Origin of the sequence: Arthrobacter sp. ZGTC212, assembly GCF_002929255.1 — a bacterium.
GTDB lineage: Bacteria > Actinomycetota > Actinomycetes > Actinomycetales > Micrococcaceae > Arthrobacter_B > Arthrobacter_B sunyaminii.
In genome coordinates, this window is sequence record NZ_PJIJ01000002.1 from 1,092,156 (window position 1) to 1,115,029 (window position 22,874).

At 63.8% G+C, this 22,874-nt stretch carries 20 protein-coding genes, 1 tRNA gene and 1 other RNA gene; 8 read left to right on the plus strand and 14 right to left on the minus strand.

Going from position 1 to position 22,874, the window contains the following annotated elements:
• Positions 1-66 precede the first annotated feature (66 nt).
• Together CXQ89_RS11750 and rnpB are read right to left on the minus strand one after the other, a co-directional pair.
• Positions 67-1,350, minus strand: a complete 1,284-nt coding sequence (locus CXQ89_RS11750; RefSeq protein WP_146067240.1) for an MFS transporter — start codon at positions 1,348-1,350, stop codon at positions 67-69.
• A gap of 115 nt (positions 1,351-1,465) precedes the next feature.
• Positions 1,466-1,867: RNase P RNA component class A (rnpB, locus tag CXQ89_RS11755), an RNA gene on the minus strand.
• An 87-nt stretch (positions 1,868-1,954) separates the two neighbouring features.
• On the opposite strand from rnpB, the gene CXQ89_RS11760 reads away from it, so the two are divergent.
• Positions 1,955-2,734, plus strand: a complete 780-nt coding sequence (locus CXQ89_RS11760; RefSeq protein ID WP_104053880.1) for a YaaA family protein — start codon at positions 1,955-1,957, stop codon at positions 2,732-2,734.
• Here CXQ89_RS11760 and CXQ89_RS11765 read toward each other — a convergent pair.
• The 3 genes from CXQ89_RS11765 to CXQ89_RS11775 form a co-directional block, all read right to left on the minus strand.
• Positions 2,731-3,693: a reverse transcriptase-like protein gene (locus CXQ89_RS11765; protein WP_374952981.1), complete on the minus strand. Its 963-nt coding sequence runs from the start codon at positions 3,691-3,693 to the stop codon at positions 2,731-2,733. The two genes, CXQ89_RS11760 and CXQ89_RS11765, sit on opposite strands and share 4 nt — an antisense overlap.
• 3 nt (positions 3,694-3,696) lie before the next feature.
• The gene (locus CXQ89_RS11770) at positions 3,697-4,437 is read right to left on the minus strand and encodes a zinc ribbon domain-containing protein (protein WP_104161324.1); all 741 of its coding nucleotides are present in this window, start codon (positions 4,435-4,437) and stop codon (positions 3,697-3,699) included.
• A 71-nt stretch (positions 4,438-4,508) separates the two neighbouring features.
• Complete coding sequence (locus CXQ89_RS11775; RefSeq protein ID WP_104161325.1) at positions 4,509-5,441, minus strand: Nif3-like dinuclear metal center hexameric protein; 933 nt, start codon at positions 5,439-5,441, stop codon at positions 4,509-4,511.
• Between the two features lie 132 nt (positions 5,442-5,573).
• Between CXQ89_RS11775 and msrA the strand changes: the two genes are divergently transcribed.
• The 3 genes from msrA to epsC all read left to right on the plus strand — a co-directional run bounded on the left by msrA (position 5,574) and on the right by epsC (position 7,775).
• Positions 5,574-6,098 carry a peptide-methionine (S)-S-oxide reductase MsrA gene (gene msrA / locus CXQ89_RS11780; RefSeq protein ID WP_104161326.1) on the plus strand — a complete coding sequence of 175 codons (525 nt, stop codon included), beginning with the start codon at positions 5,574-5,576 and terminating at the stop codon, positions 6,096-6,098.
• A gap of 114 nt (positions 6,099-6,212) precedes the next feature.
• Positions 6,213-7,148 carry a cysteine synthase A gene (cysK, locus tag CXQ89_RS11785; RefSeq protein ID WP_104053876.1) on the plus strand — a complete coding sequence of 312 codons (936 nt, stop codon included), beginning with the start codon at positions 6,213-6,215 and terminating at the stop codon, positions 7,146-7,148.
• Between the two features lie 42 nt (positions 7,149-7,190).
• The gene (gene epsC / locus CXQ89_RS11790; protein ID WP_104053875.1) at positions 7,191-7,775 is read left to right on the plus strand and encodes a serine O-acetyltransferase EpsC; all 585 of its coding nucleotides are present in this window, start codon (positions 7,191-7,193) and stop codon (positions 7,773-7,775) included.
• A gap of 93 nt (positions 7,776-7,868) precedes the next feature.
• On the opposite strand, the gene gndA is transcribed toward epsC, so the two are convergent.
• The 6 genes from gndA to CXQ89_RS11820 all read right to left on the minus strand — a co-directional run bounded on the left by gndA (position 7,869) and on the right by CXQ89_RS11820 (position 12,647).
• On the minus strand, positions 7,869-9,305 hold the full coding sequence (gene gndA / locus CXQ89_RS11795) for an NADP-dependent phosphogluconate dehydrogenase (RefSeq protein ID WP_104161327.1): 1,437 nt from the start codon (positions 9,303-9,305) through the stop codon (positions 7,869-7,871).
• Positions 9,306-9,382: 77 nt separating this feature from the next.
• Positions 9,383-10,330 (minus strand): serine hydrolase, encoded by a 948-nt coding sequence (locus tag CXQ89_RS11800; protein WP_181032302.1) that lies wholly within the window; start codon positions 10,328-10,330, stop codon positions 9,383-9,385.
• A 253-nt stretch (positions 10,331-10,583) separates the two neighbouring features.
• Positions 10,584-10,656 (minus strand) — tRNA-Val (locus CXQ89_RS11805).
• A gap of 115 nt (positions 10,657-10,771) precedes the next feature.
• Positions 10,772-11,743 carry an NAD-dependent protein deacetylase gene (locus CXQ89_RS11810; RefSeq protein ID WP_104161328.1) on the minus strand — a complete coding sequence of 324 codons (972 nt, stop codon included), beginning with the start codon at positions 11,741-11,743 and terminating at the stop codon, positions 10,772-10,774.
• Entirely contained in the window at positions 11,740-12,222 is a 483-nt protein-coding gene (locus CXQ89_RS11815; RefSeq protein WP_258060062.1) for a redoxin domain-containing protein, read from the minus strand. Before CXQ89_RS11815 ends, CXQ89_RS11810 begins: the two co-directional genes overlap by 4 nt.
• A gap of 5 nt (positions 12,223-12,227) precedes the next feature.
• Positions 12,228-12,647, minus strand: coding sequence for a DUF3052 domain-containing protein (locus CXQ89_RS11820; RefSeq protein WP_104161329.1), 420 nt, complete (start codon positions 12,645-12,647; stop codon positions 12,228-12,230).
• Between the two features lie 360 nt (positions 12,648-13,007).
• Here CXQ89_RS11820 and aceE point away from each other — a divergent pair, with 360 nt between their 5' ends.
• Complete coding sequence (gene aceE / locus CXQ89_RS11825) at positions 13,008-15,746, plus strand: pyruvate dehydrogenase (acetyl-transferring), homodimeric type (RefSeq protein WP_104053869.1); 2,739 nt, start codon at positions 13,008-13,010, stop codon at positions 15,744-15,746.
• A gap of 167 nt (positions 15,747-15,913) precedes the next feature.
• Here the strand turns inward: aceE and CXQ89_RS11830 are convergent, their stop codons facing one another.
• The 3 genes from CXQ89_RS11830 to CXQ89_RS11835 form a co-directional block, all read right to left on the minus strand.
• Entirely contained in the window at positions 15,914-17,431 is a 1,518-nt protein-coding gene (locus CXQ89_RS11830; RefSeq protein ID WP_181032303.1) for an HNH endonuclease signature motif containing protein, read from the minus strand.
• Positions 17,428-17,634 (minus strand): hypothetical protein, encoded by a 207-nt coding sequence (locus CXQ89_RS18360; protein ID WP_181032304.1) that lies wholly within the window; start codon positions 17,632-17,634, stop codon positions 17,428-17,430. Before CXQ89_RS18360 ends, CXQ89_RS11830 begins: the two co-directional genes overlap by 4 nt.
• Positions 17,635-17,798: 164 nt before the next feature.
• Complete coding sequence (locus CXQ89_RS11835; protein ID WP_104161331.1) at positions 17,799-18,494, minus strand: FadR/GntR family transcriptional regulator; 696 nt, start codon at positions 18,492-18,494, stop codon at positions 17,799-17,801.
• A gap of 174 nt (positions 18,495-18,668) precedes the next feature.
• Between CXQ89_RS11835 and CXQ89_RS11840 the strand changes: the two genes are divergently transcribed.
• From CXQ89_RS11840 to CXQ89_RS11850, 3 genes are read left to right on the plus strand one after another with little or no spacing between them, the layout of a single operon-like run.
• Entirely contained in the window at positions 18,669-20,030 is a 1,362-nt protein-coding gene (locus tag CXQ89_RS11840; RefSeq protein WP_104161332.1) for an SLC13 family permease, read from the plus strand.
• 46 nt (positions 20,031-20,076) lie between these two features.
• Positions 20,077-21,294: a CaiB/BaiF CoA-transferase family protein gene (locus CXQ89_RS11845; protein ID WP_104161333.1), complete on the plus strand. Its 1,218-nt coding sequence runs from the start codon at positions 20,077-20,079 to the stop codon at positions 21,292-21,294.
• Positions 21,291-22,802, plus strand: coding sequence for a carboxyl transferase domain-containing protein (locus tag CXQ89_RS11850; RefSeq protein WP_104161334.1), 1,512 nt, complete (start codon positions 21,291-21,293; stop codon positions 22,800-22,802). Before CXQ89_RS11845 ends, CXQ89_RS11850 begins: the two co-directional genes overlap by 4 nt.
• Positions 22,803-22,874 lie beyond the last annotated feature (72 nt).

Below are 22,874 nucleotides of genomic sequence, written 5' to 3' on the forward strand. Positions count from 1 at the left end.
TGTATTAGGACACACTTGCCGCACCGCTTTGTTGAGCGAGATGTTTGTCACACTGACATGTTCGGGTCAGTGGACCTCCAGGGTTTCGTCAGCCGGTTCGGGCTCCAAGTCTTCGAGATCCCTAATCCCCCGCAGCGGACCGAACGCTGCAACGGCCGGAGCCAGGAACGCAATCGCCAGTCCGGTGAGGATGGCCCCGCGGATTGCCAGGACTTCCACGAGGAAGCCCCCGATGACGCCGGCAACGGCCAGCATTCCCCAGGTCACCATCCGGGACGCAGATCCCAGCCGGCCCAGCATTCCGGGCGGGCAGACCCGCTGGCGGAAGCTGGTGGACACCACAACGTTCATGGAGATGGCATATCCGGCCAGGAAGAGCCCGGCGAATCCCGGCACCATTCCCCAGTCCGGCGTCATCAAAAGCAGGCTGGAATAGCCGGCTGCAGCGGGCAGCATGGAGAATCGCCACACAGTTCCCGAGCCCCAGCGCTGCGTGACGTGCTTTACGGTGAGCCCGCCCAGCGTTCCGCCCAGCGCGGTGGATGCGGTCAGGAATCCGAGCATGGCTCCGGATTCGCCCAGTGTCCGCACCACAAGGATGACCATGAGGGAGACTACGATTGCGCCGCCCAAATTCCACAGCGCACCGACCAGCAGGATCGCGCGCAGCGGAGCTGTGCTGAAGCTGTACTGCAGCCCCTCTTTCATGTCGCGGAAGATCCTGCTCCCGCTTTTTTGCGGAGTGGCCGCCTCCTGAACCTTGAGTGTTGCCACCGAAAGCAGCGATGCCGTGGATGCGGCCACCTGCAGCAGGAGCGAGTTTGATGCCCCCCAGACAGAGGTCAGCCAGCCGCCCAGACTCCGGCCCACTGCGTCCGCTGAAGCAGCGGAGCCGGTCATGAGACCGTTGCCCTCGATCAGTTCCTCACGCTTGACCGCCCGGGGAACCAGGGCCGACTCCGCCAGCATGGAGAAAACGGCAGCCAAGCCGGACAGGAAGGACACCACGAAGAGTTGGATGACAGTGAGCCGGTCCAGCCAGAACGCCACCGGCAGGCTAATCAAGACGGCTATCCGTATTACCAGCGCGGCCATGACTACTGGTTTGCGGCGGTAGCGGTCCACCAAAACGCCAATTGGCAGTCCAAACAGCAGCCACGGCAGGAACCCCACGCCGGACAGGGCAGCAACAGCGAAGTCCGAGGCGTCCAATTCGACGGCGGCGATGAGGGGCAGCGCCACAGCGGCAACGGAAGTGCCAAAGATGCCGGCGGTCGAGGAAATCCATAGGGCGCGGAAGTTCGCATTACGGAGCACCAGCGGGCGGCGTTTTGTCGTAGTTCTGGACATTGCCACAGAATAGTCGCGCAGTTGCCGGTGCGCCTGCTTTGCGGACCGCTTGTGCAAATCCTGCGGAAAAACAGCGCCAAATCTTGAGACACTGTTGCCCCCGGGGCTGTTTGAGTGGACGGGCTGGCCGATAAGCCGGGTTTTGTATCTCCGGTCCGTTACCGGGCCGGAGGCGGCAATCATCCATCTGGGAACGCCGTTGCCGGCGCCCTCAAGCGGCCTACCCGGACGCATCGGGCGAGCAGCCCTCAAACGCGTCCTGTATGGCCTTGCTCCGGGTGGGGTTTACCTAGCCGCTCCGGTCACCCGGAACGCTGGTGGTCTCTTACACCACCTTTTCACCCTTACCGAACAGACAGTGTTCCAAGCGGATCACCATCAACGGCGGTTTCTTTTCTGTGGCACTGGCCTGCGGGTTTCCCCGAGTGGGCGTTACCCACCACCCTGCTCTGCGGAGCCCGGACTTTCCTCGGTGGCTCCTTTAATAAGGACCCAACGCGATCGCCTGGCCAACCCGTCCAGCCTCAATGCTACCGTCTCCGGCGGGTTGTTCGGGTTCAGTGCCCCGGCCGGGAGGCTCACACACCTCGCGTAGGATTAATTGGTGTTGATTTTGCTCCCGCCCTCTGAAGGAAAAACCGCCGCTGTCTCAGGTCCGGCTTTCGACCCCGACAAGCTGCATTTCCCCGGGCTTAACGACGCCCGCAAACAGGTCCTTGAAGCCGTGGCGCAGGCCAGTGCTGCGGCGGACGCGCACGCCGTCCTGGGCGTCGGCCCGTCACTGGCCGCAGAGGTGCAGCGCAACACCGTCCTGCAGGATCAGCCCTGCGCCCCGGCACACCGCATCTACAGCGGAGTGCTCTACGACGCCCTGGGCTACTCAACACTGACTCCCGCCCAGCAGCGCACGGCGGATAGCTCCGTCATCGTCATCTCAGGATTGTGGGGGGCGCTGGGATTCGGCGATCCGATTCCCGCTTATCGGTTGTCCATGGCGGTGAAGCTTCCGGAAACGGGCAAACTCGCCTCCTTCTGGAAACGCCATTTGACGCCCGTCCTGAACGAGTATGCGGCGGAACAGCTGGTGGTGGACTGCCGTTCCAGCACCTACGCGGCTGCGTGGGCGCCGGAACCGGCTCGGGCAGCGGCCGTGAACGTCTTCCAAATTCGGAACGGCAAACGCACCGTTGTTTCGCACTTCGCCAAGCACACCCGCGGAGAGCTCGCGCGTCATTTGCTGACCCGCACCGGCGCCGCACCTGAGACGCCGGAACAGCTGGTCGCCGCTGCCGCAGAGAAGTGGGAGGCAGAGCTGGTGCCGGCCACGGCCCGGAAGCCCTTCCAGCTCAACCTCATCCTTCCCGGGCAGGAAGCCGCAAACTAGTCTTCGGCAACCAGCTCCACTTCGAAGCCCGCACTGTTTTCGAGGTAGGCAGCATAGTGGTCCGGACCGCCGGCATGGGGATGCCGGTCGGTGAACAGCAGCGTCCAGCCATGGCTTGCGGCGCGCCGGGCCAACAGGTCCACATCCGCCCGGGATCCGGCGCGGAAGGCCAGATGGTTCAGGCCCGGACGCCGCCGTTCGTACGCCGTATCCAGCACGTCGGGTCCTGCTTCGATAACCACGTAGCTGTCCGCTCCCTGCCACCGGGCACCGGTTTTCCAGCTGTCCGCGCGCAGGTATCCCAGGCGTTCCAGGAGCCAGCCCAGCGAGGCTTCAGCGGCGGCGAAGTCCCGGACCCACAGCTCGGTGTGGTGCAGCCTGCCGGTGGCAGTCGGTTTGGACTCGGCGACCGGCTCGGAAACCTCTTTCGGTTCCTGGAGCGCAGTTGCAGCTGCATCCTTTTGAACCCAGGGAACCCCTGCCATGCCGGCGTCCATTGCCTCATTGGAGAGCCGGTCGGCGTCCTTGTTCAGTTCGCGCGGGATCCACTGATACTTCACCCGGCGCGGGTTGACGATCCCCCGGGCCTTGGCTGCCAGCTTCTGCATGTCCTCGTGCTTGATCTTCCAGCGGCCGCTCATCTGCTCCACAACGAGCTTGGAGTCCATCTTGGCCAGGATCCAGCAGTCGGGGTCAATGTCGTGGGCCATTTCGAGAGCCGCCACCAGGCCGGAGTACTCCGCCACGTTGTTCGAGGCCTTGCCGATGTACTGTGCCTTTTCCGCCAGAATGCGTCCGGTCTCAGGATCGCGCACCAAGGCGCCGTAGCCGGCGTGCCCGGGATTGCCGCGGGAGCCGCCGTCGGCTTCCACAATCAGCGTGCGCCGGGTCGCATTCGAAGAAGCCGCGGCGTTCCCTGAAGGCTCAGCAGGGGCGTCGGACGGGTCAAACAGGGTCACCGGTCAGATGCTCCACTCATCGGAGCGCACCAGGATGGCGCCGGAGTCGGGGCAGAAGACAATGTCGTCCTCTGCGGCCTTGCGGATATCGGCAAGGTCTCCGGGGCTCAGCTGCATGCCGGAGCCCTCGGAGGTGCCGTGGAACAGGCGTGCGGCGCCAATGCCGTGCTTGGCCAGCGTCTTTTCGTAAACGGCCAGCAGGCCGGGCTCAAAGGTGGCTGCCAGTTCCTCACGGCTGGCGACCACTGCCTGCCGCTCGGTTTCGATTTCCGCCAGTTCGGCGTCGCGCTTTTCTTCCAGCGCCGCCATTTCAGCGTCCAGGGCAGCGGCGGCTTCACGGGACTGCTCCTCGGCGGCCTTGGCCGTCTCGAGGCGCTCCATGACTTCAAGCTCCACGTCCTCCAGATCGGAACGGCGGCGCTTCAGCGACTCCATTTCGCTCTGCAGGGCGGTGAGCTCCTTGGAAGTGCCGTCGCCGCTGTCCAGGTGCTTCTGGTTGCGCTCTACCCGGGATGCCACGGCTGCGACGTCGGCTTCGGCACGGGTCAGTTCACGCGTGATGTCGGCGGCCTCGGTGGAAGCGGCAACCAGCCTGCTCTGCGCCGCGGCCCGCTGCGAGGCAAGGGCTGCAATCTCCGAGTTGTCGCTGACGGTGCGGGCCCGGTTCCGGAGTTTGCGGACCGTACTGTCCAGAGCCTGCAAATCGAGCAGCCGCAGCTGCTCCTCCGACGATGCTTTTGCCACCGAAAAACCTCCAACTATGACCGGGCCAACCTGACCCGGTTCTTCCCCCTAGCCTATGCCAACGGGGCAGGTCAGTTCAGCCCGGGTGTCAGCACAAAGTCCCACGGATCGGTGTTGGTGCCGCTGATCCGGATCTCCGCGCTGAAGCCCTGATCGTTCAGGACGTTTTCCAGGGCAGCGGCTGCAGGCGTTAACCACAGCCATTCACTGCCGAAATGGGACACATCCATCAGGTAGGGGCGACCGTTAACGGCAGCCTCACGGGCTTCGGACGCGGGATGGTGGCGCAGGTCGGCTGTGACGTAAACGTCAGCCTGGTGCCGGCGGACGGCGTCAAAAAGACTGTCACCCGCACCGCCGCAGACGGCAACCCGGCGGACCAGCCCGTGCGGATCGCCGGCAACACGAACTCCGCCGGCGACGGCGGGCAGGATGCTGAAAACCAGCTTGGCGAAGTCCGCCAGCGTGGTGGCCTCAGGCAACTCCCCCACCCGTCCGATGCCCTCTTCGGGCAGTCCGTCCTCGGCGGGAACCAGCGGTTCCACCCCTTCGAGTCCAAACGCGTCTGCTAGCACATCGGAGACCCCGCCCACGGCGCTGTCGCCGTTGGTGTGGATCGTCAGCAGCGCACAGCCGCCTTCAATCAGCCGGTGCACCACGTCACCTTTGAATCCTGTGCCCGCCACGGAGTGAACCGGCTTCAGGAACAGCGGGTGGTGCGTCACCAGCAGGTCCGCGCCCCATTCCAGGGCTTCATCAATGACCTCAGAGGTGGGGTCCACGGCGAAGAGAATCCGCTTGACCGTGCGGAACGGCCGGCCGGCCACCAGACCGACGGCGTCCCAGCCTTCAGCCAGGGATTCCGGCCACAGTTCTTCGGCGGCCAGGAGGACGTCGCCGAGTGTGGGCGCGGAGCCGTCCGTTTCTGCTGCGGCGACGGGGGTTTCCGGGTCCGGTCCCGGTGCCGCCGGCTCGGCGCCTTCGGCGGGCTTGTCTGTATCCATGGTTTCAGTTCTACCTGCTAGGTTTCCCGCGCTCAATTCGGCCGCGCCGCAGCAGGGCATGATTCGCCCCGCACCGGGTATTGGAATGGAAGATCGGGAATCATTGCGGGCACGCGTGCATTGATACAGGGTATGAAGACCTATGTACTTGGCGGAGGCTGCTTTTGGTGCCTCGACGCCCTTTACCAGAAGACCCGCGGTGTCACCGACGTCGTTTCCGGCTACACCGGCGGGCACACCGCCCATCCGGACTACGACAGCGTCTGCTCCGGCACCACCGGACACGCGGAAGTGGTGGCGGTGACCTTTGACGAGGAAATCATTGACGGTGAAGTGATCCTTGACATGTTTTTCATTTCACATGACCCCACCACGCTGAACCGGCAGGGGTACGACGTCGGCACCCAGTACCGGTCCTCGATGTTCTACACCAGCGAGGCTGAGCGCGAGGAGTTCGAGAAGGCACGCGACCGGGCACAGGAGCACTGGGACAATCCGATCGTGACGGAGATCGTCCCGCTGCCCCGCTTCCACGTGGCGGAGGATTACCATCAGGATTTCTACGCCAAACACCCCGAACAGGGCTACTGCCAGGTCATCATCAATCCCAAGCTGGCCAAGGCGCGGAAATATTACGCCGAATGGCTTGACAACTGACCCACCCTCATGCTGAGGGGTAGGCTGGGACGGGCCCCGGTGCGGACATTCCCGGGAGCAGCAACCTCCAGCCGCCCCTGACTCACTTTCATTCCAACGGATAGAGGACAAACCATGGCACGGATTTACGACGACGTCACCCAGCTGGTAGGCGGTACCCCGCTGGTCCGGCTCAACCGCCTGACCGAGGGCCTTGACGCCGAGGTGGCGGTCAAGCTCGAGTTCTACAACCCGGCCAACAGCGTGAAGGACCGGATTGGTGTGGCCATTGTGGACGCCGCCGAGAAGGCCGGCGCCCTCAAGCCCGGCGGAACGATCGTCGAAGGCACTTCCGGCAACACCGGCATCGCCCTGGCCATGGTGGGCGCCGCCCGCGGCTACAAGGTCATCCTGACCATGCCCGAGACCATGTCCACCGAGCGTCGCGTCATGCTTCGTGCGTACGGTGCCGAGATTGTCCTGACGCCCGGCTCCGAGGGAATGCGCGGCGCCGTGGATAAGGCCAAGGAGATCGTGGCCACCACCGAGAACGCCATCTGGGCCCAGCAGTTTGCCAACGCCGCCAACCCCGAAGTCCACCGCCAGACCACGGCCGAGGAGATCTGGGAAGACACCGACGGCAAGGTTGACATCTTCGTGGCCGGTGTCGGCACCGGCGGTACCATCACCGGCGTCGGGCAGGTCCTGAAGAAGCGCAAGCCCGGTGTCCAGATTGTCGCCGTCGAGCCGAAGGACTCGGCCATCCTCAACGGCGGCTCCCCCGGACCGCACAAGATCCAGGGCCTGGGCGCCAACTTTGTCCCCGAAGTGCTGGATACCGACATCTACGACGAGGTCATTGACGCTTCCGTTGAAGACTCGGTTGCCACAGCGCGTGCTTTGGGTGCCAAGGAAGGTATTCTCGGCGGAATCTCGTCCGGTGCAATCGTCTGGGCGGCCCTTGAGCTGGCCAAGCGGCCGGAAAACGCCGGTAAGCTGATTGTCGCCGTCGTCTGCGACTTCGGTGAGCGCTACATCTCCACGGTGCTCTACGACGATATCCGGGGCTGATCCCCGCTCCGCCTACAGTTCCGCACGATCAGAAAGTCACCTGTGAGCTTCCTAGCACGCCTGCGTGAAGACCTCGACGCCGCTGCGTCCCATGACCCGGCCGCGCGCGGTTCCATGGAGAACCTCGTGGTCTACTCCGGCCTGCATGCCATCTGGATGCACCGGCTGACCCATCGGATGTGGGCGCGGCCCGGACTGCGCTTTCCTGCCCGGGTGCTCTCGCAGCTGACCCGCTTTGCCACCGGGATCGAAATCCATCCCGGGGCAACGATTGGGCGCAGGTTCTTCATTGACCACGGCATGGGCGTGGTCATTGGCGAGACTGCGGAGATCGGTGACGACGTCATGCTTTACCACGGGGTCACCTTGGGCGGGCGGTCCCTGGCCCGGATCAAGCGCCACCCCACCATCTGCGACGGCGTCACGGTGGGGGCTGGCGCCAAAATCCTGGGTCCGGTGACCATTGGCAAGAACAGCGCCGTGGGCGCCAATGCCGTGGTGGTTAAGGATGCGCCGGCCGATTCCATTATCACCGGCATTCCGGCCCGATGGCGGCACCGTCAGGTCAAGGAAACGCAGGCAGCTGTGGATCCGGCCGAATATATCGATCCGGCGATTTATATCTGAGACAAGTCGTAACTGCGGCAAACTCGCAGACAATAGACAAAGGCCGCCGGCACCCATTGGGTGCCGGCGGCCTTTTGCGTACTCAGCGGTTGGCTAGTGGGTGTCCACTGCTTCCACCTCGGAGTGGTCCCCGCTCCACATTGTGTGGAATGTACCCTCGGAATCGACCCGGTTGTAGGTATGCGCCCCGAAGAGGTCGCGCAGGCCCTGGGTGAGTGCGGCAGGCAGGCGCTTGCGGCGCAGTCCGTCGTAGTAGGCCAGGGAAGAGCTGAAGACGGGCACGGGAATGCCCAGCTGGACGGCAACGGACACTACGCGGCGCCAAGCCGGCAGAGCCGCGGCAATGGACTCCGCGAAGGCCGGAGCCAGCAGCAGGTTGGCCGGAGCATTGTCTCCCTCATAGGCCTTCATGATGTCATCAAGCAGTTCCGCCCGGATGATGCAGCCGGCGCGCCACAGCGAGGCGATCTGGTCCAGCTTCAGGTCCCAGCCGTATTCCTTGGCGGCGCTGTTGAGCATGTCGATGCCCTGGGCGTAGCTGACGAGCTTGGAGGCGTAGAGCGCCTGGCGGACATCATCAACGAAGGTTTCGGGCAGCTCGACGGTCGCTTCGCCGCCGGCAAGGATCTCCTGTGCTTCTGCGCGCTGGCCCCGCTGGGAGGACAGGGCCCGGGCGAAAACGGACTCGGCAATAGCGGAAACAGGCGAGCCCAGGTCCAGGCCGGACACCACCGTCCAGCGTCCGGTGCCCTTCTGCCCGGCGGAATCCACGACGACGTCGACAAACGGCTTGCCGGTCTTTGCATCCATGTGGGCCAGGACTTCGGCCGTGATTTCAATCAGGAAGGAACTGAGCTGACCGGTGTTCCATTCCGTGAAGATTTCGGCCTGTTCAGCCGGTTCAATACCCCCGGCAGAGCGCAGCAGGTCGTAGGCCTCACCGATGACCTGCATGTCTGCGTACTCGATGCCGTTGTGCACCATCTTTACGAAGTGACCCGCACCGTCGGTGCCGATCCAGCTGCAGCAGGGCTCGCCGTCGTACTTCGCCGCGATTTTCTCGAGCATGGGGCCCAGAGAGTCGTAGGACTCGCGCGAACCGCCGGGCATGATGGACGGGCCGAGCAGCGCGCCCTCTTCACCGCCGGAGACGCCGACACCCACAAAGTGAAGATCCTTCTCCGCCAGGGCGGCCTCGCGGCGCCGGGTGTCCTCGTAGTGTGAGTTGCCCGCGTCAATCACAATGTCGCCGGCTTCCAGCAGCGGCACCAGCTGGTCGATCACGGAGTCCACCGGAGCACCGGCCTTCACCATGATCAGGACGCGGCGGGGCTTCTCCAGGGAATCGACGAGTTCCTGAAGGGACTCGGTTCGGATGAAGTCGCCTTCATCGCCGTGGGCAGACAGCAGGGCGTCCGTTTTCTCGATCGACCGGTTGTGCAGGGCTACGGTGTAGCCGTTCCGGGCGAGGTTCCGCGCCAGGTTTGCACCCATGACGGCCAGGCCGGTGACACCAATTTGTGCGCTCAAGTTTTCTCCACGATTCTTCGGGTGCCCAGCAAGGGGGCACGGCGATTGGCGCTCGCCCGCCGTCTTTATCTCCCAGCCTATGCTTCCGAGCCGTCCGCCCGCCACATGGGACTCTCCGTGTCGGCGGAGTCGGGCGTTCCCGTGGTTTCGAAAGAGTTGATGATGCGGGCCACGCGCTCCACCACGGACACTCCGTCTTCCATCGTGCTGGTTCCGGAGGTGAGGACCACCACTGCGTATTCTGCACCGCCGGCACGGACAAAACCCATGCTGCCGACGTTCCAAGACAAGGCGTCGTCCTGCAGCCAGCCATTCTTCAGGGCAATTTCGGCGCCAAGGTCTGAGGCTCCGGCGCTGATTCCCCAGCTTTGGCCTGATTCCACATTTTCCATGAGCTCCACGGCGAACTCCTGCAGGCCGGGGTCGATCCAGTCCACTCCCTCGAGAAGCGCGCGTGCAATCTTGAGTTGGTCCTCGACTCCGGTCTCATTGGCACCCCATACCTCGGAGGCGTTAGTTTCCGTGACACCGAGCATGCCGTAGGTCCGGGCCAGTTCCGGCGCTCCCCCAACGGCTTCGTACAGCGCCGTGGTGGCATCATTGTCGCTGTACTCGATCATCATCACGGCCTGGTATTCCTCTTCCAGCGTCAGGTCCCGTTCCTCCTGCGTCGCTTCGCGCAGCAGGGTCAGCAGGATCGGCACCTTGACGAGGCTTGCTTCCAGATAGCTGCCGCCGGGGTTGTAGTGCCAGGCGCGGCCGGAAGTGGCTTCATAAACAGCTGCGGAGAACTCCGTGCCTGATGAGTTGCCCTCCGGGTCCGTGTAGGCGTTGACCTCATCCGCCCAGGCATCCAGCGCGTCGGTAAGCAGGTCTGCTTCATCCACCGGAAGCGGGGCGGAGGACGATTCCTGCGCAGCACCTGTTGCGGCACTTTCCGTGGTCACCATGCCGCAGCCGGCAGCGGTGAGCGGGAGCAGCAGCGCCGCAACGGTCGCCACCGTACGCCGGAACGTCATACGCATGCGGGTACCTCCTCTTCCTGGGTGCACACTCTGTCCGTCCATCCCAGAAATAGCAACGGAGACTGTTCAAAAGCTGAGAGTCTGTGCGCAGGGACCGTGCGTGCCGCCCGGTCTGGCGCCGCCGCAGGGCGGGCCTGGCGCGATACCAGGTGGAACAATGGCCAGGCTCGGATGTTGGCTGCGCAGAACGCCGTTCACGCAAAGCAAAACCCGCCGTCCTTCCGGACGGCGGGTTCATGGTTTGCTTCTTCTGTGGGTCCTACCGGGATCGAACCGATGACATCCACGGTGTAAACGTGGCGCTCTACCAGCTGAGCTAAAGACCCTTTGTGACCGTTATGCCTCTCAGGTTTTCCTGATCAGCGCCGCATCACGAGGAATTACTCTACCGGACGTTTGCGGATAATGCCTAATCAGCGCATTACGCCTGGTGATTCGCCGTCACGGACCCTGATTTGAGCCGCCCGCGTCCCGGGACAAATCCGGCAGTTCAGCGGCAAGATATTCAAGTGCCGTCGACACGCCCGCGTCTATCTTTAGGTCCGCCAAGTCATCCCCGCGGGTGGGGCCGCGGTTGATGATAACCACCGATTTTCCCGTCTTATGCGCGTGTTTGACGAACCGCAGGCCGCTCATCACGGTCAGGGACGATCCGGCAACCAGGAGGGCGTCGGCAGCATTGAGCATGGCAAAGGCTGCGGCTACACGGTCCCGGGGCACGTTTTCACCAAAATAGACGAAATCCGGTTTCAGCATTCCGCCGCAAACGGGACAGTCAGCCACGACAAAATCTTCGGTGTCCGCGACATCCGCATCGGCGTCGGGGGCAATGTCACCGTCCAGCCGGGTGCGCTCGAGAAAACCCGGGTTCAGTTCTTCCAGCAGCCGGGAGATGGTCTGACGGGAGTATCTGGTTCCGCACTCCAGGCAGATAACGCGGTCAAAGCGCCCGTGCAGGTCCACGGCCAGCGCACTGCCCGCGTCCGTGTGGAGCCGGTCCACGTTTTGGGTGATCAGTCCGGTGGTGAGTCCCCTGCGTTCCAAACGGGCGACGGCGGCGTGGCCGGCATTGGGCGCCGCCTGGCGCAGATGGTGCCACCCCACATGGTTTCGTGCCCAGTAACGGCGGCGCAGGTCCGGGTCCCCGACGAATTCCTGATAGGTCATCGGGTTGCGCGGCGGCGCCTCCGGCCCCCGGTAGTCGGGGATGCCGGAATCGGTGCTCATTCCCGCCCCGGTGAGGATGGCCAGCCGGCGACCGGCCAGCAACTCAACGGCACGGCGAAGCTGACGCTCTTCATCCGCGGTGGGCGGCGGAGCGGACGGTGCGGGGTCGGAGCGGACAAAACCGGTAAGTCCCAGCCCCGGCCTTGAGCCGCCGGAACGGCCGCTGCCGGCAGGTGTGTTGGTCACGGAGAAGTCAGCTCCCGAACTGCATCGCGGTACGCCTGCAGCGGGCGGGGTGTTCCGGCGCCGGAGCGCACTACGCTTCGCACCAGGCCCTGTTCATCGATGAGAAAGGAGGCCCGCAGCGGACGGCCCAGTTCGACGTCGAACGCCTCGTAGGCGCTGGCCACGCGGCCGTGGGGCCAAAAATCCGCCAGCAGGTCAAAGGAATAACCGCGGGCCTGAGAATAGGCACGCAGGGCATATTTCGAGTCGCAGGAGACCGCCAGCATGCGGACCCCGTCGCGGCCGAATTCCTCCCGGACCGTCTCAAGCTCATCAAGTTCCCCGGAACACACGCCTGAAAACGCGAAGGGGAAGAAAACAACAAGGACCGGCTGACCTTGAAGCGCAGACAAACGGACAGGCTCCCCAAACTGGTTGGGGAGCTCAAAGTCCGGAGCCGGATACCGCCCGTCAGCTGCCGGTGACGGTGTCAGCTCCAAGGCGGCTACTTCTTGCGTCGGGCAACCAGGCGGGTGGCAGCCCAGTCATCGCTTACTGCCGGCGATGTGGTGACGTGCAGGCCGGCCGTTGGTGCCGCCTCTTCGATGTCTGCGGGAGGAACGTACCCGTCCCGACCGGACTTGGGCGTCAGCACCCAGACAACTCCGCCTTCGTCGAGCGTTGTAATGGAGTCCACCAGCGCATCCACGAGGTCTCCGTCGTCGGCACGCCACCAGAGGATAACTCCGTCTACGACTTCATGGTCCTCTTCGGTGAGGAGCTCACTCCCGACCAAGTCCTCGAGTCCGTCGCGGAGGTCGAAATCGACGTCCTCGTCGTAGCCGAATTCCTGAATCAGGTCTTGGTCTTTGAAACCCAATCTTCCCGCCACGCTGTTTTCCGTGACGGCTTCGGCCTCGCTCACTTCACTCCTCCTGGTTGACTGCATAAATACAAGGGAATCACATATTTGGACGAGATGCGGTGTCTTGGACACAAGCCAACACCTTTTGGGCAGAACCTTCAAGGTTCCGTGGCATGCACCGGAGGGTTGTCACATGTACCCGCAGGTGGGACAGCGGGACCGCGTGCACGGGCGTTGGTTGACCCGCCCGCCGCCGGAAGCGAACAGGCTACGCAAGACGCGCTCTCCGGGACTAGAGTGGACGGAAGAGGCTCCGGAGGCAACCAGCATCCGCATAGCCGCCGTGATCGTCCGGATTGAAACCGGATCCCCACAGTCGTAATTGGTGCAGACACAATCTGCACCCGAGAGAGGTTTGCCGTGGCCGCAGAAGACACAACGGACATCCTGAGCGGGTTAACCAACCAGCTTCCGGACCGTGACCCCGAGGAAACCGCGGAATGGATTGAATCGCTTGACGAACTAATCCGTTCGCAGGGCACCGAACGCGCCCAGTACATCATGCGTTCACTGCTCCAGCGCGCTGGTTCCCAGAGCGTAGGCGTGCCGATGGTAACCACCACCGACTACGTCAACACCATTCCCGTCGACCAGGAACCAGAGTTCCCGGGCGACGAGGAAATCGAACGCCGCTACCGCGCCTGGCTGCGCTGGAATGCCGCCATCATGGTGCACCGTGCCCAGCGCCCGGGCATCGGCGTCGGCGGACATATTTCCACCTACGCCGGAGCGGCCACCCTTTACGAAGTGGGTATGAACCACTTCTTCCGGGGCAAGGACCATCCGGGCGGTGGAGACCAGATTTATTTCCAGGGTCACGCCTCCCCCGGCATGTACGCCCGCGCGTTCCTTGAAGGCCGGCTGTCCGAAGAAGACATGGACGGTTTCCGCCAGGAGAAGTCCCGTGAGGGACACGCCCTGTCCTCATATCCGCACCCGCGCTCCATGCCTGATTTCTGGGAATTCCCCACCGTGTCCATGGGTATCGGTCCGATGAACGCCATTTACCAGGCGCAGTCCAACCGCTACCTGCAGAACCGCGGCCTCAAGGACACCTCTGACCAGCACGTCTGGGCCTTCCTTGGCGACGGCGAAATGGACGAGCCGGAATCGCGCGGACTGCTGCAGCTTGCCGCCAATGACAAGCTGGACAACCTGACGTTCGTGGTCAACTGCAACCTGCAGCGCCTGGACGGTCCGGTCCGCGGCAACGGCAAGATCATGCAGGAACTTGAGGCCTTCTTCCGCGGCGCCGGCTGGAACGTCATCAAGGTTGTCTGGGGCCGCGAGTGGGACTCGCTGCTCGAGAAGGACAAAGACGGCACGCTGGTGGACATCATGAACTCCACCCCCGACGGCGACTACCAGACATACAAGGCTGAGAACGGCGGGTTTGTCCGCGACCACTTCTTCGGCAAGAGCCCGGCAACCAAGGAACTGGTTGCTAATCTCACCGACGAGGAAATCTGGCAGCTTAAGCGCGGCGGCCACGATTACCGTAAGGTCTACGCCGCCTACAAGGCCGCCATGGAATTCAAGGGCAAGCCGACAGTCATCCTGGCCCACACGGTCAAGGGCTACGGCTTGGGCACGCACTTCGAGGGCCGCAATGCGACCCACCAGATGAAGAAGCTGACCCTGGATGACCTGAAGGCCTTCCGGGATCACCTTCGCATCCCGATCAGCGACGAGCAGCTCGAAGCCGATCCCTACCAGCCGCCGTACTACAACCCGGGACCTGACGCTCCGGAGATCAAGTACATGCTGGAACGCCGGCGCGAGCTGGGCGGCAATGTTCCCGAGCGTCGGGTTAAGCACGAGCCGCTGCACCTGCCGGACGAGAAGGCCTACGAAGTGGCCAACCGCGGCTCCGGCAAGCAGCTGGCCGCCACCACCATGGCGTTCGTGCGGCTGCTCAAGGACCTGATGCGGGATAAGGAGTTCGGCAAGCGGATTGTGCCGATCATTCCGGATGAGGCCCGTACCTTCGGCATGGACTCGTTCTTCCCCACCGCAAAGATCTACAACCCCAAGGGTCAGAATTACCTTTCTGTAGACCGGGATCTCGTCCTGGCCTACAAGGAGTCCCCGCAGGGCCAGATCGTGCATGTGGGCATCAACGAGGCCGGTTCCATTGCTGCGTTCACCGCCGCCGGAACGTCCTACGCCACTCACGGCGAACCGCTGATTCCGGTGTACGTGTTCTACTCGATGTTTGGGTTCCAGCGCACGGGCGACTACATCTGGGCGGCCACCGACCAGATGGCCCGCGGTTTCATGATTTCCGCGACTGCCGGCCGCACCACCCTGACCGGTGAAGGCCTGCAGCATGCTGACGGACACTCTCCGATCCTGGCCTCCACCAACCCCGCGGTGAAGACCTACGACCCGGCATATGGGTACGAGATTGGGCACATTGTCCGCCACGGCCTCGAGCAGATGTACGGCCCGGATTCTGAGGATCCGAACGTCATCTACAACCTCATGGTCTACAACGAGCCGATCCAGCAGCCCAAGGCTCCGGAGGACCTGGACGTGGAAGGCATCGTCAAGGGCATCTACCTTCTTGCTCCGGCAAAGGTTGACGGTCCCCGCGCTCAGCTGCTCGCATCCGGCGTTGCCGTACCGTGGGCTCTTGAAGCTCAGAAGATCCTCGCTGAGGATTGGGGCGTATCTGCCGATGTTTGGTCCGTGACCTCATGGAATGAACTGCGCCGCGACGGCTTGGCCGCCGAGGAAGAAGCATTCCTGAATCCCGACGCCGAACCTCGCGTGCCGTTCGTGACCCAGCAGCTTGCTGGCGCTACCGGTCCGATTGTTGCTTCCACGGATTACATGAAGGCTGTCCCGGACCAGATCCGCCAGTTTGTGCCCAACGAGTTTGCAACCCTTGGCGCTGATGATTTCGGCTTTGCCGACACCCGCGCTGCGGCACGGCGGTATTTCAAGATCGATTCGCACTCCATGGTCGTTCGGACCCTGGAAATGCTCGCCCGCCGTGGCGAGGTGGACGCCAGTGCGCCTGCTGAAGCGATCAAGAAGTACGACCTGCTCAACGTGAACGCTGGCACCTCCGGCAACGCCGGCGGCGACGCCTAGCACTGGTGTTGTCCTGATCAGGTGTTGTCCTGATCAGATGTTGTCCTGATCAGGTGTCCTCCTGACCTGGGGCAGGAAAAGAACCGTCGCAACCGCGGCGGTTCTTTTCTTTTGCCTGTAAACCACAGGCCATCAACGGGTGGATCCGATTGGTTGGGTGCGTCGCTTTAGAAGGGTGGCGGATCGTCGCCGTAGTCGACCGGCAGGGTGTCCGCAGCCGACCCGGCAGAATGCTGCCCGGGCGGAGCGGGCTTCGTGGCTTCCCCTCTTGCTCCCGTGCTACCCGTACTGAGTCCTGCGCTAAGTCCTGCGCTAAGTCCTGCGGCCAGGGTGAGGTGCGGATCCGTGCGGTAGGTTCGACCGCCCGGTGACGTCCACTCAATAATTCCGGGACTGTGTTGTTGTGCTTTCCAGAAGCCCCGGGACTTGAACATGTGATGCCGTCTGCACAGATGCTCCAGGTTGTCGTGATCGGTGGTCCCGCCGTGGGACCAGGGTTTGGTGTGATCGATTTCGGCGATCACGGCGTTGGTCCGGCATCCCGGGAACCGGCAGGTCCCGTCCCGGGCCCGCAGCCAGCGCTGCAGCCCGGCCGGGACTTTCCGGCGCCGCCCGACCCGCAGGATCTCGTCAGTGTCCGGGTTTCGTTCCACCGGGGTCCAGTGCGCTGCCTGCCGGGCCAGCCGGCGGGCAGTTTCGGGGCTGATCGGCCCGTATCCGTGCAGTTCGGCAGGCTGTTCGTCGGCACCGAACAGGGTCTCGGCGGTGATGAGGACCAGGATCTCGGTGCGGGCCCGGGCACGTGCCCGGGCCTGGTTATCCGTGGTGCCGCTGCCCCTGTCCCTGGCTCTGTCCCTGCGGTCCCGGTCGCCCCGGTCTTCGCGGTTGCTGCAGTCCCGGCCACCGGCCTCCACGCTGTGGGAGTCACCGCTGTCTCGGCCACCGCTATCTAATCCACCGGTATCGCTGGCGTCAGGATCACCGTCGAGCAGGTCAGCCAGGATGTCCGCCCGCAACTGATCCACTCCCCGCGGATCCCCCGCCCCCTGCTCACCGCGCGCCGCCGTGGTCAGCTGCGTATAAACCAGCTGCGCCCGCGCTGCCGGCAATAACGCCGACAGCCACGACATGCCGTCCTCCTCCGGCACCAAACACACCCGCCGGCGTTCAAAAGCACTCTGGTGTCGGACCGGGACGGTCTCCGGATACCGGCCCTCGCGCAGCCTTCTGGCCTTCACCCGGAACTGGGACGATGTCTGCCCCGCAGCAGCGGCCTCCAGCAGGGAAGCCTCGAAGGCGGCCAGTTCGGGTTCTGGGACGTTTTGGGATTGGTCCAGCACCGTCTGCACATGCCCGTAACCCAGGCTCCCGTCCTCCAGCCGGGCCAGGGTTGCGGTGTGGGTGGTGCATAACCGTCCCGCCTCACTCATCAGCATCTTCGCGGTGTTCGTGGGCAGGTGCAGGATGGCTGCGGCTTCCTCCGCGGCCAGGCTGAAGGTCAGGGCCGGATCCTCCCGGCCAACATCTTCGAGGAGCTCGTCACGGAAGAGGGTTTCCATCCGGTGCAGCACCTTGGCCTGCTGGGCCTGCGCCCACCGCACCAACGCATCCAACCGGGACAACACCACTGAGGACTCGTCCTGGGTCAGGGCCTCCGCACCCTGCAGGACCAACGAACCGCTCAAACCTTCAAGGCTCTGAATAGTTCCAGGATTCGCGGTACCGGATTGAACGACATCAGGTGCGGCATCAAAGACCGACCGGCTGGACACAGCATGCCGTTTGGTGCCATCGGCCAGCCCAGCAGCCTGCCCGGCACCGGATGCTTCACCGGTGCCGCGTCGAAAAGATCCGTTCTGATCCATGTCTTCAGGCTTTCACCTGCCACTGACATTTCCGTCCCGAAAACAGCCCCAAACAGACCGATAACAGGACTATTCAGCCCTACCAGATACCCGTCTTTTCCAGACGACTACTTACGCCAGGTGTCTGCTTACCTGCTCAGGTTCTGCGAGCCGCAGATCACCGTCGAGTTCGGATAACGGGACGTCCTCAGATCCCGGTCTTGGACACCAGATCAATGTGTGCCTGCATGGCACGCGCCGCCGCCGCTGGATCAGACGCTTGGATGGCGTCAGCAATGGCTCGGTGGGACTGCAAGGACTGCTCCGGGCGTCCCGGCTGCCCGAGGGATGCCAGCCGGGTCTCCCGGACCAACTCCGAAATGAACGTCATCATGGACGCCAGGATGGAGGAATGGGCAGCAGCGGCCACGGCTTGGTGAAACTGCTCATCTCCGGCAGTTCCCCGGCTGCCATCGGCAATCTCCGCAGCCATGGATTCCAGCGCCAGGTCGATGGCCTCCAGGTCCTCAGTTGTGCGGCGCTCCGCCGCAAGTTCGGCCAGCTTTACTTCCAAGGTGCTGCGGGCTTCGACGATTTCCGGCATCCGGTCGCGGTGCTCGCGCAGTTCGCGCAGCACCGACGCAACGCTCGGCCGATACATCAGCACCGCCCCGGTTCCGTGCTGCACGTCAATCACTCCCAGGACTTCAAGTGCGACCAGCGACTGTGCCAGCGTGGCCCGGGAAACCCCCATGCGCTCCGCCAGATCCCGCTCCGCCGGCAGCAAGTCCCCCGGCCCCAGGCCGGCTGACGCGATATACCCCAGAAGCTGTTCCACCAGCCGCTCATACAAACGGGGCTTGGAAACACGAACAAATCCGTTGCCATCACCGCTGCCTGACATGGCGTCCTCTTTCTACGTCCACCGGGCATCCCCACGGCTGAGACGAACTATAGCGGGGATTGACAAAGAGACCCAGTGTCTAAGAGGCTAGTCCAGTGGTGTGGCCTGCATCACTTTTCAGGTTGGGCCGGCAGCCCGGGGGCAGTGCCGGCTCCTTCGACCAAGGGAACATAGATGTCCGCTCCACTCCTTTCCATCCTGATACTGGTGGCCATGTTCCTTTTGGCAACAGTGCTGCCGCTGAACATGGGGGCGCTTGCCTTCGTTGGCGCCTTCCTTCTGGGCTTTGTCTTCCTCGATATGAGCACCGACGAGATTCTCGCCAGTTTTCCCGGCGCGCTCTTCCTGACCATCGTCGGCGTGACATACCTCTTCGCGATAGCTCAAAACAACGGAACCATTGACCTACTGGTCCGGGGCGCTGTGAAGCTTGTCGGGAACCGGGTGGCGCTCATTCCCTGGATCATGTTTGCCATCACCGCCATCATCACCGCCGTCGGCGCACTCTCTCCCGCCGCCGTCGCCATCGTGGCCCCGATTGCCCTGGGTTTTGCGGCCAAACACAAGATCAATCCGCTGATGATGGGCATGATGGTGATCCACGGTGCGCAGGCAGGCGGATTCTCGCCAATTGCCGTCTACGGAGTCACGGTCAACGGCATCATCGGTGAAACCGATCTGGAATCCAGCCCCCTGGCCGTATTCCTAGCCAGCCTGCTCTTCAATACCTTTATTGCCCTGATTCTGTTCTTTGTCCTGGGCGGCAGCAAACTTCGCAGCGGCAAGGTGGGCGGCTTCGTGGAGGAAGTTGCCCAGGCACGGATGAACCTCAGCACCGCAGGCCGCGCCGACGTCGCCTTCAAGGGATTCGGCTCCGACATCTATGGTCCGCGCGACCCTGCCGGAGACGGTCTTACCGCCACTAAATCCCGCACCGAACTGTTTCCGCAGATTGTGACGATCGCCGGTTTGGTCGCCCTTGCCGTCATCGCCCTCGGATTCAAGGTTGATGTTGGCTTTGTCTCCATCACCATCGCCGTGATCCTGGCGTTGGTTTCCCCGCAGGCGCAAAAGGGCGCCATCAACAAGATCAGCTGGACCACGGTCCTGCTGATCTGCGGCATGCTCACCTTTGTCGGTGTGCTCCAGGAAGCAGGCACCGTTGAGTACGTGTCCGACGGCGTCGTCGGACTTGGTATGCCCCTGCTGGCTGCGCTGCTCATCTGCTACATCGGCGCCGTTGTCTCTGCCTTCGCTTCCTCCACCGCCATCCTCGCGGCCCTGATTCCGCTGGCCGTTCCCTTCCTCGCTTCCGGAGAGATCGGCGCCGTTGGACTCATCTGTGCACTGGCCGTTTCATCCACGATCGTTGACGTTTCACCGTTCTCCACAAACGGTGCGCTGGTCCTCGCGAATGCCCCCGAGGGCATGGACAAGGACCGTTTCTACAAGCAGATCCTCAGCTACAGCGGAATCGTTGTTGTCGTCGGACCGCTGGTGGCCTGGCTGATCATGGTGGTTCCAGGCTGGCTCTAAGCCCCGACCGCCCGGCTCCACATCCCCGCTACAGAAAGAGACTTCCATGAGCTCCACATCCACTTCCCGCGGCCCGCTGGACGGCTACCTCGTTGTTGACCTGAGCCGCGCCTTAGCCGGTCCCCACGCCGGCATGATGCTTGCGGACCTCGGCGCCCGCGTGATCAAGGTTGAGACCCCCGGCACGGGTGATGACACCCGCAGCTGGGGACCGCCGTTCGTTGGCCCGGAAGACGATTTGCAGGCCACATACTTCCTCTCCTGCAACCGCAACAAAGAGTCAATCAGTCTGGACCTCAAGTCCGACGACGGCGTGGCCGTGCTGCGGGATCTGGTCCGGCGGGCCGATGTTCTAGTGGAGAATTTCCGGCCCGGGGTGCTGGACCGGCTCGGCTTCTCCCCGGCGCAGCTGCATGAGCTCAATCCCCGGCTGGTGATCCTGTCCATCAGCGGTTTTGGACACGACGGCCCCGAGGCCACCCGCAGCGGTTACGACCAGATTGTTCAGGGAGAAGCCGGCCTCATGTCCCTGACAGGTTCAGGCCCGGAGGACCCTCAGCGTGTGGGGGTGCCGATCGCTGATCTGCTGTCCGGGATGTACGGGGCCTTCGGCCTGCTGGCTGCGCTGCTGGAACGCGAGCGCACCGGCAAGGGACAGGTGGTCCGTACATCGCTGCTGGCCGCCGTCGTCGGCGTTCATGCTTTTCAGGGCACCCGGCACACCGTTGCCGGCGAAGTCCCGGCTGCTCAGGGGAACCACCATCCCTCTATTGCGCCCTACGGCCTGTTCTCTTGCCGCGGCGGCAAGGTCCAGATCAGTGTTGGCAGCGAGAAGCTGTGGGAAACGTTCGCGGCCACGTTCGGCATCGACACCTCCCGTCCCGAATTTGCCGGCAATGCGCAGCGGGTGCGCAACCGCCCTGCGGTCATCGAGGCCGTCGAAGAAGCGTTTGCCGAATTTGATGCCGAACCGCTGCTGGAGAAGCTGCGGGCCGCGGGCATTCCGGCCGGCAAGGTGCGGACGCTGGACGAAGTCTACGAATGGGAGCAGGTGCATTCGCAGGGCCTCGTGGTCGACGTCGAACATCCCGTCCTGGGCACGGTTGCCCTGCCGGGACCGCCGCTGCGTTTCTTTGACGCTGAGGAAGGCACCGAAACCACCAACCGCAGCCACGCCGCTCCGCCCCTGCTGGACCAGCACGGAAGCGAGATCCGGAACTGGCTGGCCGGCAGCTCCGAACAAGCCGGAGGCGCGGGCGCATGAGTGTCCAAACACGGCCCCGGCGTCTTAATGCCCGCGGCCTGCTGGATCTCGTGGTTGATCCCGGAACGTACGTCTCCTGGGACGCCCCGGTGACCTACACCGAGCACAGCAAGGCCTATGAAGCAGACCTCGCCGCTGCCAGGGAGAAAACGGGGGAAGACGAGTCCGTACTGACCGGAGAGGGGCTCGTGCACGGACGGCGGGTGGCTTTGGTTGTTTGTGAATTTGGTTTCCTCGGCGGATCCATTGGCGTTGCCGCGGCAGATCGCCTAACCGACGCCGTGGAACGCGCCACCCGGGAAGGACTGCCGCTGCTGGCGGGTCCGGCGTCCGGCGGTACCCGGATGCAAGAGGGCACTCTGGCTTTCCTCTCGATGGTGAAAATCACTGCAGCTGTCCGCCGGCACAAGGAAGCGGGCCTGCCCTACCTTGTGTACCTGCGTCATCCCACCACCGGCGGCGTCATGGCTTCCTGGGGTTCGCTGGGGCACATCACCGTCGCCGAGCCGGGTGCACTGCTGGGATTCCTCGGCCCGCGGGTTTACGAATCCCTGTATGGAGAGCCGTTTCCGGAAGGTGTTCAGACGGCGGAAAACCTGCAGGCCCGAGGCCTGGTGGATGCGGTGCTTCCGCCCGAGGAACTCGCACCTACCATTCACCGTGCCCTGTCCATGCTGCTCCCGGGACCTGTTACCCCGTTGCCGGAGCCGGCATCCCTGAGCGCGTCCCCCGCAGAGGTGCCGGCCTGGGAATCCATCACCATCTCCCGCAACCGGCAGCGGCCCGGAGTGCGCCAGCTGCTGCACTTTGCAGCCGCCGACGTCCTCCCGCTGAACGGAACCGGCCAGGGTGAAAAGGATCCGGGGCTGCTGCTGGCTCTGGCCCGTTTTGGCGAAACTTCCTGTGTGGTGCTGGGCCAGGACCGCCAGCGCGGTTCCAAGCAGCCGGCGCTGGGGCCGGCGTCACTGCGGGAGGCGCGCCGGGGCATGCGTCTGGCCGAAGAGCTGAACCTTCCCCTGTTGACGGTTATCGACACCGGAGGGGCCGCCCTTTCCAAGGAAGCCGAGGAGGGCGGGCTCGCCGGGGAAATCGCCCGCTGTCTGAATGACCTGGTCGGGTTGAACTGTCCCACCGTGTCTGTGCTGCTTGGACAGGGCGCCGGAGGCGGAGCGTTGGCGCTGCTGCCCGCAGACCGTACGGTGGCCGCGCAGCACGCGTGGCTGTCATCTCTCCCGCCGGAGGGGGCGAGCGCCATTGTCTACCGTGATACTGAACACGGGGCACAAATGGCACAGGAACAGGGCGTGACGGTCTCCGCCCTGGCGGCTCACGGCATCGTGGACCACATCGTTCCGGAGGAGCCTGACGCCGCCGCAGAAGCACCGGCTTTCTGCCGGAGGATGGGCCAGGCCGTGGAATACGAGCTTGCATCCCTGCGGACGGTGCCGTCCGCGGCACGGCTCGAGCAGCGCACAGCCCGGTTCCGCAGGCTCGGATCGGCAGGGTGATGCAGGGCCGACACATACCCCGAGTTGTAGCCTTCGCACAAAATGGTGCTTGTTCGGTGAACCCCGTAAGCT